General features: G+C 43.3%; 21 protein-coding genes. 6 read left to right on the forward strand and 15 right to left on the reverse strand.

What is annotated here, in order from left to right; translation table 11 throughout:
* Positions 1 to 36: 36 nt before the first annotated feature.
* From istB to H5647_RS15495, 9 genes are all read right to left on the reverse strand, one after another.
* Positions 37 to 816 (reverse strand): IS21-like element helper ATPase IstB, encoded by a 780-nt coding sequence (istB, locus tag H5647_RS15455; RefSeq protein ID WP_045855575.1) that lies wholly within the window; start codon positions 814 to 816, stop codon positions 37 to 39.
* On the reverse strand, positions 813 to 1832 hold the full coding sequence (gene istA, locus H5647_RS15460; RefSeq protein WP_045856331.1) for an IS21 family transposase: 1020 nt from the start codon (positions 1830 to 1832) through the stop codon (positions 813 to 815). The genes istB and istA overlap by 4 nt, the downstream gene beginning before the upstream one ends.
* A 305-nt stretch (positions 1833 to 2137) precedes the next feature.
* Entirely contained in the window at positions 2138 to 2404 is a 267-nt protein-coding gene (locus H5647_RS15465) for a hypothetical protein (protein WP_045859808.1), read from the reverse strand.
* Between the two features lie 235 nt (positions 2405 to 2639).
* Positions 2640 to 3863, reverse strand: coding sequence for an ISL3 family transposase (locus H5647_RS15470; protein ID WP_045858420.1), 1224 nt, complete (start codon positions 3861 to 3863; stop codon positions 2640 to 2642).
* Between the two features lie 32 nt (positions 3864 to 3895).
* Positions 3896 to 4288, reverse strand: coding sequence for a hypothetical protein (locus H5647_RS15475; RefSeq protein ID WP_045859810.1), 393 nt, complete (start codon positions 4286 to 4288; stop codon positions 3896 to 3898).
* A gap of 96 nt (positions 4289 to 4384) precedes the next feature.
* Positions 4385 to 4807: a hypothetical protein gene (locus tag H5647_RS15480; RefSeq protein ID WP_045859100.1), complete on the reverse strand. Its 423-nt coding sequence runs from the start codon at positions 4805 to 4807 to the stop codon at positions 4385 to 4387.
* A gap of 126 nt (positions 4808 to 4933) precedes the next feature.
* Positions 4934 to 5314: a hypothetical protein gene (locus H5647_RS15485; protein WP_162926413.1), complete on the reverse strand. Its 381-nt coding sequence runs from the start codon at positions 5312 to 5314 to the stop codon at positions 4934 to 4936.
* 81 nt (positions 5315 to 5395) lie between these two features.
* Complete coding sequence (locus H5647_RS15490) at positions 5396 to 5821, reverse strand: hypothetical protein (RefSeq protein ID WP_162926414.1); 426 nt, start codon at positions 5819 to 5821, stop codon at positions 5396 to 5398.
* A gap of 210 nt (positions 5822 to 6031) precedes the next feature.
* Positions 6032 to 6316: a hypothetical protein gene (locus H5647_RS15495; RefSeq protein WP_162926415.1), complete on the reverse strand. Its 285-nt coding sequence runs from the start codon at positions 6314 to 6316 to the stop codon at positions 6032 to 6034.
* Positions 6317 to 6399: 83 nt separating this feature from the next.
* On the opposite strand from H5647_RS15495, the gene tnpA reads away from it, so the two are divergent.
* The 3 genes from tnpA to tnpC are packed head-to-tail and all read left to right on the forward strand — an operon-like array spanning position 6400 to position 8575.
* Positions 6400 to 6693 carry an IS66 family insertion sequence element accessory protein TnpA gene (gene tnpA / locus H5647_RS15500; protein WP_045856576.1) on the forward strand — a complete coding sequence of 98 codons (294 nt, stop codon included), beginning with the start codon at positions 6400 to 6402 and terminating at the stop codon, positions 6691 to 6693.
* Entirely contained in the window at positions 6690 to 7046 is a 357-nt protein-coding gene (tnpB, locus tag H5647_RS15505) for an IS66 family insertion sequence element accessory protein TnpB (RefSeq protein WP_045858751.1), read from the forward strand. The genes tnpA and tnpB overlap by 4 nt, the downstream gene beginning before the upstream one ends.
* Positions 7047 to 7069: 23 nt before the next feature.
* Positions 7070 to 8575 carry an IS66 family transposase gene (gene tnpC, locus H5647_RS15510; RefSeq protein WP_045856572.1) on the forward strand — a complete coding sequence of 502 codons (1506 nt, stop codon included), beginning with the start codon at positions 7070 to 7072 and terminating at the stop codon, positions 8573 to 8575.
* Here tnpC and H5647_RS15515 read toward each other — a convergent pair.
* The gene (locus H5647_RS15515; protein WP_052692108.1) at positions 8556 to 8852 is read right to left on the reverse strand and encodes a hypothetical protein; all 297 of its coding nucleotides are present in this window, start codon (positions 8850 to 8852) and stop codon (positions 8556 to 8558) included. The two genes, tnpC and H5647_RS15515, sit on opposite strands and share 20 nt — an antisense overlap.
* A gap of 125 nt (positions 8853 to 8977) precedes the next feature.
* On the reverse strand, positions 8978 to 9427 hold the full coding sequence (locus tag H5647_RS15520) for a hypothetical protein (RefSeq protein ID WP_045859817.1): 450 nt from the start codon (positions 9425 to 9427) through the stop codon (positions 8978 to 8980).
* Between the two features lie 362 nt (positions 9428 to 9789).
* Here H5647_RS15520 and H5647_RS15525 point away from each other — a divergent pair, with 362 nt between their 5' ends.
* The gene (locus H5647_RS15525) at positions 9790 to 11052 is read left to right on the forward strand and encodes an IS110 family transposase (RefSeq protein WP_045859545.1); all 1263 of its coding nucleotides are present in this window, start codon (positions 9790 to 9792) and stop codon (positions 11050 to 11052) included.
* A gap of 189 nt (positions 11053 to 11241) precedes the next feature.
* Here the strand turns inward: H5647_RS15525 and H5647_RS15530 are convergent, their stop codons facing one another.
* Together H5647_RS15530 and H5647_RS15535 are read right to left on the reverse strand one after the other, a co-directional pair.
* On the reverse strand, positions 11242 to 11742 hold the full coding sequence (locus tag H5647_RS15530) for a rod shape-determining protein (protein ID WP_045861460.1): 501 nt from the start codon (positions 11740 to 11742) through the stop codon (positions 11242 to 11244).
* Between the two features lie 130 nt (positions 11743 to 11872).
* Positions 11873 to 12313, reverse strand: coding sequence for a hypothetical protein (locus tag H5647_RS15535; protein WP_045859821.1), 441 nt, complete (start codon positions 12311 to 12313; stop codon positions 11873 to 11875).
* Between the two features lie 216 nt (positions 12314 to 12529).
* Between H5647_RS15535 and H5647_RS15540 the strand changes: the two genes are divergently transcribed.
* Positions 12530 to 13432, forward strand: a complete 903-nt coding sequence (locus H5647_RS15540; protein ID WP_045858005.1) for a tyrosine-type recombinase/integrase — start codon at positions 12530 to 12532, stop codon at positions 13430 to 13432.
* Complete coding sequence (locus H5647_RS15545) at positions 13429 to 14499, forward strand: IS91 family transposase (RefSeq protein ID WP_052691964.1); 1071 nt, start codon at positions 13429 to 13431, stop codon at positions 14497 to 14499. Before H5647_RS15540 ends, H5647_RS15545 begins: the two co-directional genes overlap by 4 nt.
* A 251-nt stretch (positions 14500 to 14750) precedes the next feature.
* Here the strand turns inward: H5647_RS15545 and H5647_RS15550 are convergent, their stop codons facing one another.
* Positions 14751 to 15113 (reverse strand): hypothetical protein, encoded by a 363-nt coding sequence (locus H5647_RS15550; protein ID WP_045859824.1) that lies wholly within the window; start codon positions 15111 to 15113, stop codon positions 14751 to 14753.
* Between the two features lie 124 nt (positions 15114 to 15237).
* A protein-coding gene (locus H5647_RS15555) for an IS3 family transposase (RefSeq protein WP_236074878.1) occupies positions 15238 to 16451 on the reverse strand; the annotation gives its coding sequence in 2 pieces (ribosomal slippage) (positions 15238 to 16202 and positions 16202 to 16451; 1215 coding nt in all).
* Positions 16452 to 16998: the final 547 nt, after the last annotated feature.

A 16998-nucleotide genomic window follows, 5' to 3' on the forward strand; every position in this document is an offset into this window, starting at 1 on the left:
ACCGATTATCGCCAAAGTAAAACTGACCCACCCCGTTTAATTATTGATCGATTGTGGCGGGGCGATGCCCGCATGCTTTTTGTTTTTTAGCCGATAGCTTTCTCCCGATATTTGTACAATGTGTGCGTGATGCAGTAGCCGATCGAGTAGTGCTGCGGTTAGTGTTGTATCGTCAGCAAAGGCATTTGACCATTGTGAGAACGGCAGATTGCTGGTGACGATAATGCTGCCTTTTTCGTAACGTTTTGCTATGACATTGAAGAATAAATTCGCCTCCTCTCGCCCAAAGGGTAGATAGCCAATCTCATCAATGATCATTAATTTCGGCCCAATAATATTTCGCTTAAGATAACCATCAAGTCGGCCTTGCGCTTTTGCTGTGGAAAGCTGCAACATTAAGTCGGCAGCGGTTATAAAGCGCGTTTTGTGACCCGTCAAAATGGCTTTATAGGCCAAAGCGATTGCAAGATGGCTCTTTCCTACACCACTTGGACCAAGTAACACCACATTCTCTGTCCGCTCTAAAAAACCTAATCCAGCAAGTTCCTGAATCTGTTTTTTGGGGGCTCCTGAGGCAAACTTGAAGTCGTAATCTTCTATGCGCTTTTGGGCTGGCAAACCAGCAAACTTTAGTAATGTCGCTTGCGTACGTTCAGCTTTTGCATCTAGCTCGGTGCGCAGTAATTGCTCAAAGAAGTCTGCTAGGGTTTGCTCAGTTGAGCTGGCTTTATCGGCTAGCGCCGACCACTCTCTGGCCATTGATTCCAACTTTAGCTGCGTGCAAGCACTGCGTATGCGTTCGTGTTGAATGTTCATTGAGCCACCTCAAGCAGTTGATCGTAGACGTCCAGCGGGTGCTGGAAGCTTTCTACCGGAAGTGGTCGTATAGTTGTAATAACCGGTGAATCTACTGTCTTGTATTCAGATGGCAGCGGCTGTAGATATTGCAGCTCTTTATCCATACGTATTTGGGGTTTAACATTAGTTGTGCCGTGCGTCCGCTGATGAGCTACGTCATTTAGCCAAGTGCCTATATGGGCATTTGCGGCCTCAACATTCAGAGTCAGGCCAGCTTGCTTTAATGTGGCAGACAACGGTGTGACAAAACACTGCTTAAGATAAGAGTTGAAGCGTTCAACCTTACCTTTGGTTTTAGCTCTGTACGGTCGGCAAGCCCGAGGTCGGTAACCATAGGTGTTTGCCTGATCTAGTAATTGAGCATTCCATTGGTGCTTACCGTTGCCGTACGCATCGCGCTGAATCATGATGGACTTGGCGTTATCGAAGAGTATCTCCTTTGGTACACCACCAAAGTATTCTAGCGCACCCTTGATGCCTTCAAGCCAATCTTGCTGGTTTTCAGAACTAGAGAACTTTACGTAAGTGCCTCGGCTAAACCCCATTGTAGCGACAAAGGCTTTAAGCGCATTTCGGCCTCGGCGAATGATCGTAAAGTCGACCTGCATTTGCTCGCCAGGTTCGGTTTCGAATCGCACGACAGGGTCATTAACCGAGGGTTTGAACGCATGAACAAACACCTTAATCGTTGATACGCCACCCGTGTACCCTCGTTCACGAATCTCTCTATGCAAAACAGTCGCAGGTATCCAGTGCGGCTTAGCTGCCTCAATACGTTCGAGCAAATACGGCTTGTAAGGATCTAGGATCGAAGGGCGCTGCTCTCGCTCCGAATATGTTGGTGTTTTAGCTGGTGCACGAAGGTAGCTTCGCACGGTATTTCTGGAAAGGTTGAGCTTTTTTGCAATCGCGCGAATGCCAAGCCCTTGCCTATGTAATACGTGAATATCCACTAATATCTCCTGAGTAATCATGTCACCGCCTAGCTATTAATCCGGCGGCTATAGTGCCTCAGGTGGGTCAATTTTCGTTTGGCGTTAGTGGGTCATTTTTACATTGGCGTTAACATTTATCGCTATTCCAAAGAATTTCACCACCCAAAACAGTGATAGGAAATATGATTAAAACAACAATTGCTATAATTCTTTTCATGTGTGCCTAACGCCGTTGTAACCTGTGCCCCATGCGGAGCGTACTTTTGCGGTAGAGTGGCGAAGCCACCGCAAAAAGGAGCGTAGTATGGGGAATCAGGTTGACAACATGGTTAGAATGCAACCTGCTAAACCAGCCCAATTACCAGTCCGCCGATAAGTATTACCCAATGCAACATACCGTCTTTGAAGTTGTTTAGCAGGGCGAAATAAACTAGGGCTAACCCAAACGCAATAGCTGATGAAATTACTACATACAGAAAACCTGAACCGAACAGAAGGCCAAGAACAAATCCAATTCCTGCGTATATCCCAGCACACAAAATGGGTTTGTTCGTTTGATAAAGTATCTGTATTAATGCAACAAGCATTACTATTTTTAATGCAAAGACCAAGAATTTTCTCCCAGATTATTTTTGAATTCTAACGCCTCAAGCAGCGGCGCGCGTTAGCGCGTCCAGCCACGCAGTGGCGTTGCTGCCTTGACTTGTTAGAGGGCATTTTTTATTACCCCGTTTGATACCGACAAAGCCACATAATCCATGAACCGCTCTGCGATAGTAAGACTCAAGCAAACGTCACCCCAAAACCATCTAGTGTACGGATAAGGGCCTTCCCCTATTCGGGTGGCTAGATTTCTGGCATCAGGTCCAGCCCGCCGAGATGAAATAAAATTGCAGCCTTAAAACGGGCCTTATTCCTAAAACCTTTCGCTTTTACTTTTAGCATTTTTATTCTGCTATTTATACTTTCTGCACCAGCATTATTCTTTTTATTTACGATGGCGTTTATTATCCCCCATAGATTCTTCTTTATGCTTTTAGCTACCGATTTTATAGGATTGAGGCGGCTTCTTATCGCCCAGCTGTACCATTGCTTCCAAGCTTCTTCAGCCCATATACGATCATCATAATTCCAGAGCTCCATGGCATACTCCTTTATCGCCCATGCGCGTGCAGTCTTCTTTGCTACAACGCTTAATGTTGAAATCTGTACAGAATGAATATCCTTTAGATTTTCACGTGATCTCAGCCATGCAAATTTCGATCTATGGAGCTCTAGCTTGTGTTGTTGCGCGACCATATTGGCTTCACTTTTACGAACACTATTTAGAGCCTTATTTAAGTCCATCGCAACATGGAACCTATCAAAACATATCGCTCTTTCCCAGTGAGGAATATACTCTTTGGTGGCATAAATATAGGACGGACTCATATCCATACTAATCGTTTCAACTGATTGGATTTGCTTGTCACTTAATCCTGTAAAAAATGCGTTTAAACTCGATTTTTTGCGATCTTCTTGGACATCTATTACATGCCCATGATCATTAGAAACAATGGTCACATATTCATGTCCCTTTTTGCTGCAGACCTCATCGACAGCTAGGTTTTGAATATGTAGATGAGACCGTCTTTTTAGGCCTCGCTCTACAGCCCGCTTCATTATTCCATCGGCAGCATTCCAGCTAAGCGCCAGCTTCTTACTGACGGCATTAATACTCGCCTCTTGAAGCCAGGAGATTACATAAGCCTCAAACATCAAGGTGAAACTTGATCGCTTATCAGCCCAGGGGATATCAGCTTGCAATACACCGTGCGTGCGACATTTAGAGCGAGGGATATTCGCGTGAACGAGAGTGCGAAATTGACAGCTATCGAGATGGCGCCATGTTCTTGTTCTGGTGTCATGGCGACTACATCTGGATTCACACAAAGGGCAGGTTAAATGTTTGTCGCAATCGTATTCAACGTGGACGTGAACGGTGTTGTCACGCTCATCTAGCTGAACTGATTCGACAAACCAAGGAGAAGAGATTGATAATATTTTTTCGTAAAGAGAAAGCTCGTCCATCACTGAAAACCAAGAAATAAAAGGCTGGGATTCTAGGGGAGTTTATTAGGAAAGGCTAGAAAGCCACCCGAATAGGGGAAGGCCCACGGATAACCATCTTTTTCTACCGCTTTATCTGGCGCGCCAAACTTAGAAACCAATTCATGTTTTACTTGCTCATATTCAGTTTCTGCTGAATCAGCGTTGTCTTTATTTTTCGGGCTCAAGAAAAATATACCGTTGCCTTGTTGCATCGCTTGAATCGAAACATTCATGCCACCAAAGATGGTTTCCTGCTTCCAGAAGAACTGATTAGTTTTTCCTTTTTCAGGTAACGGCTTACCACCCATTTTTGTAATTTGATGCAAGCTTTTATACCACGGCAAAATTTTACCTGAACTTTCTAGGTATAAGCCTTCAGACAATTTATATGGCACTGGCTTCATGATGCCCTCTAACGTTGCCAGCAAGGGCTGGAGTGAAGGCGCGAAGCGCCGTAACGGAAGTCCAAGCCACGAAGTGGCTGAACTTGGCTGGCCTTGTTAGCTTTTCCCTCGATTTTTATTAGCAACCTCTTCGTGCGCCTGCTTCAACCACTCATCAATAGGGTTTTTACCATCTTGCTTGTAATGTTTTAGCATCCACGAAAGAAATCGAGATTTTCTATCTATGTAAAATTTTGTTTTGTTTAGCTCATCACTAACCTTCTGGGATTTAGCGACAAATGCAAACCCTTCTTTCTCTTTTCCAAGAGGAAAGTCATGACTTCCAGAGCAGTTCTTTTTATAGTCGTCTGATAACATAGCGTATCGCCTAATCTCAGACCGCAAATTATCATTAAGCACATAAACAGAAACAAGCTTCCAAATGACGTAATCCCTGAGCACAAGCACTGCGGGCAACAAGACATATGTAGCAAGTGCCGCTACCATCACTTTTCCTATTGAAGCCCAAGTAATATCCATTATTGATTCCAAAAGCTAACGCCGTTATAAATTGCCCGCGTTGCGGGAGTGGAGTTTTGGAGTATAGTTGGCGAAGCCAACCCCAAAATGGAACGAAGCAATGCGGGTCAATTTGATAACCTTGTTCTACGTTTCATCGCCACTAAATAATTTATTGTAACCTTTCGTAGAAGAATAACTTAAAAGTGTGTCTCCCTTTAAAAAATGTAACGACCCACAATTTTCACATTCATAGACTCGATTCATATTAACTTGTTGGGAGTTCCCAATGATGTCATATGCGAATGTATCTTTAGACAGATCTTCAGGATACCCATTTCCTTTATTAGTAGAGAACCAATTATCTAAGCTACCGGCTTTTGCTGATTCAACGCATTCCTCAACAGGCATTGCAATCGCATCAGCGTAACGATCTTCATTCGATTCTGTTAGATAGTACGCAGATGTTGAAGAAGGATATGAGCCCTCTTTAATTGTATTTCCGCATTGGCACTTAATTTCATTCATATTTACGTAGAACGCCGCCATAAATTGCCGCTTGAAGCGCAGCGTAAAGCTGTCGATTTGATGGCTTTGTTAGCTGTGACACTACTTAAGTTGAACTCCGTTTATACTCATTGATAAATTAAAATATGCTTCTTTGACTGTTTTGGTCATATGTTTTGATGTTTGGTATTTACCAACTCCATTTTCCATACTCACCAACCAGTATGTTTCGCCATTTATTTTTGGCAATATATGGTTCAGCGGAATCATACGACCTTTCACAATATCGCCACACCAAGGGACTGAAACTTCTACGTTACCTAGTTTAGGATCAGTAAATTTAAATGAGCTCGTTTGACCTGATTTTTCAGAACCAACTTCCCGAACGTCCCAGTAGTTTCCGCGCTCAGCGCACAAAGCATCGTAGTATTCTTCGCACTTTAATTCCATACTCATCTCCTGCTCTTGGAAGGCAAGGCTAACGATTATGGTTTTATCAATAGGTTTCGGCTCACGCTCTACTTTCATATCTATGCATTCATAGACCCCACACCCACTTAACACGAGCATTAATAACAATAATAGTTTATTCATGGCACTCATGACGGCTAACGCCAAGTTCAGCGGCAATTAGTAGGTGGGTGTTTTGCAGTAAACTGGCGAAGCCAGTGCAAAACGGCTACCTACTAATTGTCCAGTGGAGGCGAAGCCGAAACGAGCTGCAACGCCTTGTTAACTTTATCTATGCCCATTATATGAAACTTCATCTTGGTAAATGCCAATATCTTTCCGCATTTCAGATAAGTAACTAAGTGCCTTTTCTCGAAAAACACTAAATTCAAAACCGCCTGTTTCTAATGAATCGTAGATATAGTCGATCATTGTATTAAAAGATTCAAAAACATTTTGCGGGGCAAATAGAGCCAATTGCGCAGTAATGTGTAGACGCTGTCTGTCGAATTCGTGAACATGTGCCTCGGTTAGCCCTTCTCTTTTATTTATAAGTGCAACAAGTTCGACCAATGGTAAGCGCCAATCCAACCCCATCTATCAGCAGAGCTAGACATTCAGTACCCTAATGCCTCCACTAAATAACCGGAGGGATCATGCGAAAATACAAAAAGTACGACTGGCCAAAACTCATTGAAGCGTTTAAACAAAGCGGCCAGACTCAAACTCAGTACTGCAAAGACCAAAAAATAAACTCCAGCTACTTCAACCAGCAACTGAACAAACGCCTAAGTCGCAATCAATCTAAGTTTGTTGCCGTTGGTGTTGAGTCGACTAAGATAGGCACCGTAGATACAAACTTTACGATTGCTGTTGGTCGCTGCAAAATCCAGTGTCCTGCCAATATGCCGATGCAGTCACTTTTGACCTTGGTGCATAGCTTAGCATGATTCATTGGAATGATGATATTGAGGTCTATCTGCATAGAGATCCGGTTGATTTTCGTAAAGCGATAAACGGTCTATCGCTTATCGTATCTGAAGAAATGGAGTTATCGCCTTTTGATCGCGCTGTTTTTGTTTTCTGCAATAAGCGCTGCTCCCAGCTCAAAGTGCTTTACTGGGATGAGTCAGGATTTGTACTTTGGCAAAAGCGTCTAGAGAAAGAGCGGTTCAAGTGGCCTAAGCGTTCAAAGAAAGAAACCATAAAGCTTAGTGGTGAGCAATGGCTCTGGCTGCTACGTGGCTTCGATATTATGCAAATTAAGCCTCATAAAACGCTAAGTTATCGCTCCGTTGGCTAGTGTTTTTGGTATAATCCAGCACCATGAATACCGTGGTGAAACTTGAAAAAGAAAATTCGGAATTGCGAGAAAAGCTTGCTAAGAGAGATGCGCAAGTTGAATCACTGAAGGAGCAAATTCGTCTCTTCCTTCATCGTAAATTTTCACCCTCAAGCGAAAAAGCTTCTCCTGATCAAGTCGGTCTCTTTAATGAGGCTGAATCCATTGCCGAAGAGGCAGCTTTTGAGCAAGAAGCAGATACCACAATAGTCAAGTCTCACGAGCGTACACGTAAGCCACGCATCAGCATTCCCGAAGAGCTTCCAAGAGAAGACATTATTCATGATCTATCCGAAGAGGATAAAGTCTGCCCACATGATGGTGCGGAGCTAGAGCTTATCGGTAGTGATGATTTAGAACAGCTCGATATTATTCCTGCTCAAATCAAAGTCATTCGTCATCGACGATTAAAGTATGCCTGCCCGTGCTGTGAAGAGCATGTCAAAACAGCAGCGCGGTCCACCAAACTACCAATAGAGAAAAGTATCGCCAGCCCAGGGTTACTTGCCTATGTGGCGGTTCAAAAGTATTGCGATGCGTTACCGCTTTATCGCCAAAGCGACATGTTTAAACGTATTGGTATTCACTTGGATCGTACCAACCTCGCCAACTGGATGGTAAAAGTTGGAGATCTTGTACAGCCTTTCATTGATCGTTTACAAGAGCATTTACAGCAACAAACACTCTTGCACTTAGATGAAACAACACTGCAAGTCTTAGATGAACCGGGGAAAACGGCGCAAAGTAAAAGTTATTTATGGTTAATGGCAAGTTTTGGTGATCGGCCTGCATTGCTTTATCGTTATTCAGCATCGCGATCACAAGAAACACCCAATACCTTACTATCAAATCAAACCGCCGCCATTATGGTGGACGGCTATGAGGGTTATCAGCCTGCATGCGAAAAATATAATATTACTCGCATAGGATGTTGGGCTCATGCGCGAAGAAAGTTCGTTGAAGCACAAAAAGTTCAACCAAAAGGAAAAATAGGTAAAGCGGATGTTGCAATTAACGAAATCAAGAAGCTTTACGCGATAGAGGCAGCAACCAAACACGATCCTCCGGATAAGCGTTATAGAATCAGACAGGAAAAAGCAAAGCCTATTCTTGAAAATTTGAAAAGATGGCTGGATAAAAGTCTTCTCACTATTCCGCCGGAAACGGCTGTGGGCAAAGCGTTGTCGTATCTATCGAACCAATGGGCAAGGCTTGCAGCTTACATTGATGATGGCTCGTACCCAATTGACAATAATGCAGCTGAACGCTCTATCCGTCCATTTACTATTGGTAGAAAAAATTGGCTCTTTGCAAAGAGTCAAGCTGGTGCACGAGCGAGTGCAAACATTTATAGTCTTGTTGAGACAGCAAAGGCCAATGGACTAAACCCGTATAACTATTTACGCTATGTCTTTGAAACGCTACCCAACTTAAACAGTACCGACATGGATGATCTGTTACCTTGGAATATTAAACACTCTGACCTGTAGTTGGATTGGCGCTTACGACCAATGGGTTGGATACCACTTTGTATAGATCCAGCTTTTGCTGATAATTAAGCGATTTTTGATGCGCAAGAGAAGAAAGCCGTGTTTTAAATTCACTGATTTCTTTTTCATGCTCTGACTTTTCAGATTCCAATATTCTTTGGGCCCAAACTTTACCTAAGAAACTAGATAGAGAAAGTATAATCAGGCCGCCGCCACCTAATGAAAGTAGTACGGCTTGTGCAATTTCAAACGCTTCGGGATTCAATGAACTCTCCATGTAAAGTTAACGCCAAGCTCACCGGAACATTTTACGGAGAGCGCTTTTGTGAAAAAATGGAGCGCAGCGGAATGCACAAAAACGAGCGTAGTAAAATGTTTCCGCGTGCAGCTTTTTGTTATGCATTAAAACTTGATCTCACTATGTTGCCAAGTTGTTTCACTAGTTTTTACACGCAAGGAGCGTGACACCAACTTTAAATCATTGGTGATGATATGTGCTGTATTTTGCCCTTTATTCCCATAATTAAACACTACATAGATACCTACACCAAGGTTATATGGATTGTGAAGCTCACTTTGAATCCTAATGCTGTTGGTTTGAATTTGATCTATATCAGAGAGAGCTTTCTGCGGCACTTGGAATTCTTTATCCCCAATAGAAAAAGTCATTTCAATAATTTTTCTACTTGCATAATCTCCCCCAAATTTAACATTAAGCTCAACTAGTCCATAAGGTTCTGGCAATGTTAGTTTATATGCCACGTCTTCCCATTGATGAATTCTCTCTTGAGAAGAAAAACAAATTAATGGAAAAAATAATAAGCTTATAAATAGAGCTCTAATAATCTTCACCTTGGATGCATAACGCCAAGCTCACCTGCAAATATTGCGGAGAGCGTTTTTGTGTAAAATGGAGCTACGCGACATACACAAAAACGAGCGTAGCAATATTTGTCAGGTGCAGCTTTTTATAGTTTGACCGTTCCTGTTTTACGGTAGTTTCTCTTTCGGTGAGATTAGTGGGAACATGCTTCTTCTGGTTACGAATATGGAGCTTTAAACTTTTAAAGATCATAACAATACTTTCGAACCAGAAGAAGTCTTTCGTTTCAAAACGCATACTCAGGGAATGTCGTTGCACCGACTTTCTATAATGCCTGCGCGAAACGAATTCATTGCATGCCCCCTTGCACCATACTCTAAGGAGATAGAGGATGAAAGAACCGAAAGTTTCAAATTTTTCCCTATTAGTCGGCATTGATTGGGCCGACCAAAAACATGATATCTGTGAACGCTCCGTGGATGGCAAGAACCAGCGATTACTTGTGATATCGAGCAAACCGGATGCCATTGATGATTGGGCGAACTCGCTTAAAAAGCGCTACCCTGATAAACCCGTTGCCGTTTGCTGCGAGCTTAAGAAAGGACCGCTGGTTTACGCTCTTCTTAAATATTCTCATATTGTCATTTTCCCCGCCAACCCCGCAACGGTCTCCCAATATCGGAAAGCCTTTGCCACTAGTGGCGCAAAAGACGACCCCTCCGACGCTATGATTCAAGCGGATTTCTTAATGCTCCATATGAACAAACTTCGAATGCTCGAGCCAGAATCTGCATCGATTCGCGCTTTAGCGCAGCTATTAGAGACTCGTCGCAAAATGGTTCAAAACCGCGTGGACATTTGCAATAAAATCATTGCTGCTCTAAAAAATCATTTTCCTTTAGTTTTGGATATATTTCCAGATAGGGACACTACCATCTTTTGCGATTTCCTAGACCGATGGCCTACATTAAAAGAGGCCAAAAAAGCCCGAAAGAGCACACTTCTGAGATTTTTCAATAATCACAATGCACGCTATCCGGACATTAACGAAAAACGTATCAGAGACATTAAAAACGCTGTGCCGCTTACTGACGATTTTGGCGTAATTGAGCCCAGCGTCATTTTAGTCAATATTCTTGTGAGCCAGCTAAGACTTTTGATTGAAGCTATCGATATATTGAACAAGGAGATAAAAACACGGTATCGTGTCACGAAGGACCATTTCATTTTCGACAGCTTTCCTGGTGCGGGCCCGCAAATGGCTCCTCGAATTTTAGTCGCCTTTGGCGAGAACAGAGAGCGCTATGAAACTTGCGAAGAACTTCAACGGCTATCCGGTGTTGCGCCTGTACTCGAACGCAGCGGTAATCAAGAATGGGTTCACTGGCGGCGAAGTTGCCCTACGTTTCTAAGGCAAACGTTTATTGAGTGGGCCGGGCTAAGTATTCGATATTCTTTTTGGGCTCAAGCCTACTATGACCAGCAAAAAGCTAAAGGTAAACACCATCAAACGATAATTCGGGCACTGGCTTTTAAATGGATTCGTATTGCTTTTAGGTGCTGGAAAACAAAAACACCCTATGACGAAACAAAATATTTAAATGCTCTTAAAAAACGAAATTCGCCTCTGTTGAATTTTGCAGTACAAAGTTAAAACCTGAGCATAAGCTAAGCAACAAACACATTATCGGTACTAACAATATTGTTGGTTGTCGCAACAGTCTGCGCATGTAAAATAATTACCCGACATTATTCTTATCCGATTTTTAACAAACCGACCTCCTGAGGCATTAATACAAACATTTATGAAATAGTGCTTGACTGTCCTACTCAGGGCGTATTGTTAGGCAATTTCAGGCTCAACTACCTGGTTTAAATTGAAATTCTTTGTGTTTAACATAGTACCTACGTGCAAATGAACTTCTCTCGCACCCGCGCCAAGTGCTAATTCGCGATAAACCCTACATTCTATATCAGTAATGCCTCCTTCCAGCTTTTCTATAGGATGGATTACGACGATCGGGCTGGGTGCAAAAAATTTATTTTTATGCACTTCGCGAATACCATGCAATAATACTTTTTCAGCTTTGATAAAGCATGACACCAATAGCCTAGGGTGAGAAAAAGGATTAGTCACCTCGTATTTCAAACTACCCTTTAGATGCTCAGCCTCATTGCCTATAGCATGAACAATCTCTTTCTTCGGATTTGATTTATCAATAGCAATATAAGGGCTCTGATCGTATATCAAATCTGACTCAATATTGTATATACGGATATTACTCTCACTCAATTGAACATAAACCGTTCCGGAGAATATTTTTTTAATTGAGTTAAAAATCATAATTCGATTACTGCCTAACGCCGCTAGAACCTGCATTGCATGTAGAGTGTAGTTTTGGGGTAAAGTGGCGAAGCCACCCCAAAACGGAGCGTAGCATGCAATGTCAGGTTGCTGGCCTGGTTATGTGTTTCTACTTTATTGAATTTAGTACTGACAAAACCGATTCGCTTGTTGAAATAACCACTTCTTTTTTCGCGGTGAAATGGCCGTATACCCATTTTATGCTACCGTTTGACTCTAGATATGCAACCGCTTCAGAATCAAAGCTGTAGAATACCGATATATATGCGCTAAAGTCAGCTTTACATTGGTAGATTAACCTAACATAGCCCTTCTTTAGCTCCAAATCTCCTTTCTCACTCTCAATAGCACCCTTCCAGCCAAGGGGGCGATCGGGGCATTCTTTATATGTCTTTACATGCTCTGCAACAGAAAAAGCAGATTCAATTGCAAAGACATCAATTTCTAGTTTTCCTTTCTGTTCTTTTTCTATAGCAACTCTACAGGTAATAAAAACCACCGAGATCACTAGCAACAAAAAAATTAGGATAGTCTTTTTAATCTTGCACACCTCAGTTGCGTATTACACATAACGCCGCTATAAATTGCGGCTTTGGAGTTGATTGTTTTTGTGGTAGCGTAGCGTTAAGCCACAAAAAAAAACGACGGAAAATCCGTCAATTTGATAGCTTTGTTGAACGAAGCCGCTACGCGGCAAAGTTAAAATCCTTATGTATTAGATAATTCCTCTCCGAGCAAGCCCGCTCGTTAACGAGAGGAATATCTAATGAACAAAACACAGCAAAAACGATTCGATTCACTGTACCGCAAGCATGTTAGCGCATTGAAACGGCAAGGCAAAGCCGATACAACTATCGATGTTTATTCTCGCGCCCTTAGGCGTATTACAGCGTTTTTCGACTGCCCGCCTGATACCCTTACCCAAGAACACTTCGAAGCCTATTTCGAATCCCTTGTTCGCACCCACTCATGGTCTACCGTCAAAGTCGATCGCAATGGCCTCCAATTCTTCTATAAGTACGTACTCAAAAAAGAGTGGAACTGGGTCGAGATTGTTCGGCCACCTAAAGTCAAAACCCTTCCCGATGTGTTAACGCTAAAAGAACTCGAACGCCTACTGAATGGTACCCGGGAGTTACGCTTTCAGGCCTTTATCTTTACTTCGTTTAGTATGGGGCTTCGTCTTGCTGAAGCCCTGAACCTTCAGGTTGGCGATATTGATAGTGAGCGTATGAAGATTCACGTTCGATGCGCTAAAGGTAAGAAAGATCGCTACGTCACCTTGCCGCAGTCAACACTACAGACCTTACGCGCTTACTGGGCAACACACCGCCACCCTAGGTTCCTATTTCCGCGTGGACGCGACGCTCAGGAGCGGCATACAGCAACAGCCGCCATGGACCGAGGCGGTCTTCAGAAGTCTTTTAAGGCCATTGTAAAAGACGTAGGTATTAGTAAAGCGATCACCATTCATAGCTTGCGGCACTGCTACGGTACGCTATTGACAGAAGCCGGTGTAGGCCTACGCTCTATTCAGCATGAAATGGGGCACGAATGCCCAAAGACTACAGCCTTGTATACACAGCTATCCAATCACACAGACGTTAATGCGGGCAAACGCATCAACGCACTCATGAACAAGCTGCGTATTTTGTGGGGCCAAGCATGAGTACGCCAGCGCACACCCTACAAGCTATCACTGAAAAGTATCGAACCCGTTTTGAGTCTCGCTATAGATCCAAGATTAACAAAGATCAATGGTCGGCCTTGAACGCCATAACCGGTTGTCGTAAAGGGCAGTATGGCGAACTAGGCACAACCTGTTCTTCTTGCCCCTACAGCCAAAACATTCCGCAATCATGCGGGCATAGGGCCTGTAATCAATGCCAATATGGCAGCACTCAAGACTGGCTTGAACGGCAATTACAAAAACAGCTGCCCGTAGATTACTACATGGCGACCTTTACGTTGCCAAGCGAGTTAAGAGCCCTATCAAAAGCCCATCGTAAAACGGTATACAGGCTTTTACTCGAATCGGCGACGAAGACTCTAAAGACATTCGGGCTAAATAAGCGAGGCTTTGAGGCAGAACTGGGCATGTGCGCAGTATTGCATACTCACTCACGACGCCTCGACTACCACCCTCACGTTCATATTGTCATTCCTGGTGGTGGCCTGCACCGCCGCCGAAAGGAATGGCGCAAGCTAAAAGGCAAATACCTATTTAACGGCCGAGCCCTCGCCAAGGTATTCCGAGGAGTCTTTTTAAAGGCACTCAATGATGCGGGGCTACCACCTCATAAATCACCTAAGAAATGGATTGTTCAGTGCACTAAGGTCGGACGAGGTAAAGAGGCGCTGCAATACTTATCGCGGTACTTATACCGCGGAGTAATCGCCAACACCAATATCGTTGCCGACGACGGCACCCACATTACGTTTCAATACATCGATAGCAAAACAAAGATAAGAAAAACCCGCACGCTACTGGGCGAAGATTTTTTGTATCTTTTGCTTCAACACGTATTACCCAAAGGGTTTAGGCGAGCGCGCGACTACGGTTTCTTACATGGAAACGCCAAGCGTATATTGCGCATTGTTCAGTGGATACTAAAAGTGGATATTGAGAACACCACACAGAAAGAGCCTCAAATGAAAAAGCGAATGATGTGCCCCAAGTGTCATTCAATAATGAATGTAATAGGTAGGCACTGGCTTAAACCATCCCCAAGCTAGCGCACGAATAAAGTAACAAAAAAGCCATTTAAATAGGAGAACCACTACACGATGACGCAGTGATTTTTAATCACCTACTGGGTGAGGACTCTGTTCGCCCAACAAAAATAGTGCCGACAAAAACCGGCACTATTACAAACACCTCCTATCGACTTATTTACTAATAAAGAGCTCGACCACGGGCTTGTTCAACAATGAGATATGTCGCGGCAAGCGCGACATATCCTTATTTGTTATGCAGTATTTTAGACTTATTGAAGCTTAATGACTTCACCACCTTCAAACACAATAGCTGTAATACTAGTTTTAATTGAGCCAGTACCATTTGTCACCGTGCTCAGGAGCTTGTCATAATTCTCCCCATCAATAAACTGATTATCTTTAAAGACATAGAATAAATTGGCCGTAGTTTTTTTCTTAGATTTGATTTTTTCTTCACTGTCACCATTTATCTCTAATACCATCTCTCCAAATGGATCTAAAAATTTAGTAGTAAATTTAAGAGCAATAATATTTTTATCTGACTTATTTGTGAAGATAGGCATAAAACGAATGGTTTTTTGAGAATACTTATCAACATTATGCTCGAAAAGATGAGAGGATACTTCGACCATGCTATCACTTGAATTAGTCTTTACACCTTGAATCTGATAAGTGCCATCCTTATTTAAAACTATTGTCTGTTCTGGTCAAGTAAAACCGGACACCTATTTTTTATAAATTCCCTGCTAACGCGCTTCACTTGTTGACTGCAGAATGGAAGTGTCGAACCTGCTCTATTCGAGCAGAACCGACTCTTCCATTTTGCAGCACATACTTGGATTCTTCGTATTTTATTGGCGATAAATCTTCATTCGCCGAATGAAAACGATGTACATTGTAGTAGCGCATATATTTGCCCACGTCAGTCTTCATGTGCGCTCTTGTCGGCTGCGCAATCTTAAATATCCAATCGTGTTTAAGGCTTCCGAAGAAGCGTTCAACAACCGCATTATCCCAACAGGCACCAACGTCTCCCATACTCGCCCGCATATCGTAAGCCGCTAGAAGTTTTCGATAGCGCTTACTGGTATATTGTGAGCCTCTATCGCTATGAAAAACTAAGCCTTTAGGCGGCTGTCTTAGGTTGTAGGCCTTTATCAGGGCCTTGCTCACTAAATTAGTTGTCATGCGCTTATCAATGTACCAACCAACAATTCGACGCGAGTACAAATCCATAATAATCGCCAAATACATCCAACCTTCGCCGGTCTTCAGGTAAGTGACATCGCCCGCCCAAATTTGATCCGGCCCCACTGGGTTAAAATTCTGATTCAGCAAGTTGTCGGCTACGGCATCCGAGGTTTTGCGTTTGGTTGTCACTTTATAGGCGGTTCGCTGAGTGACCCTTAAGCCAAGCTTGCGCATCAAGTTACGAACCCGATAACGACCAATCTGAAAGCCTTCTTCGCGTAATTTCTTCATCATCTCGCGACTACCCAGGCTATTGCGACTCTGCTCGAAAAGCCACTTCATCCTACGGTGTAGGTGCAAGGTATCGCTTGTTATCACTGTGCCTGGGCGCTTAAGCCAATCGTAATAGGACGTTTTCCCAACGCCCATCACGCGACACAACATAACTACAGGAAAGCGAGGTGATTCAGTCTGAATGAAATCGTACTTTACTTCATTTCTTTCGCAAAGAAGGCACTGGCCTTTTTTAAAATCTCTTTCTCCATGCGCAGCTCTTTGTTTTCCTTGCGCAAGCGCTTAAGCTCGACTCTCTCATCCTCGGCCAGCACTTCACCTGCCTCACTAGACTCCACCTTTTCTTTCCATTTGTAGAGCATGTTGGTTGCGATACCCAACGATTTAGCGGCCTCAGGAACGGAATAGCCTTGTTCTCGAACAAGCGCAACGGCCTCCTCCTTAAACTCTTTCGGGTACTGCTTGTAAGTACGCTTCTGACTCATAATGACACCTTAATTGTTGACTAATATTGTCTCTCATTAAAGTGTCCGGTGCTATTAGACCACTACACACCTCCCATCAGTTGTTGTAACAGTCTCTGCATATGCGACCGATATAAAAAGGGCTAACAACATAGTAAATACTGCTCGTTTCATTTATTTTTCTCCGTAAGTGGGTGGACTCTAGTTGCATAACGCCTTTAGCATGTGCGCCCGCCTTTTGGGCGTCGCATGGCTAAACTTGTTAAGGGCAGCACTGTATTAGCTAATTGTGCTGGACTTAGCCCGGCACAAACAAATGCGAAGCACTGCCCTTGATTATTAGTTGACGACAAAACGGAACACAGGGAACGGATGGATTGAGATGGATACAACAGCTAAACCCTCCATTGGTGCCACGTTGACGCGGTCTTTATTACAAGCCACTTTACCGGTTAAACACACGGACTGAAAGAGGCGGACGATCACTGCTAACTCGTTGGTGGAAAACCCTAAAACCACGAACAGCCTTTAACGCCCAGCTAAGCCGCCGGAACGGAGTTGATTGTTT

It is taken from the genome of Teredinibacter purpureus, from assembly GCF_014217335.1.
Lineage (GTDB): Bacteria > Pseudomonadota > Gammaproteobacteria > Pseudomonadales > Cellvibrionaceae > Teredinibacter > Teredinibacter purpureus.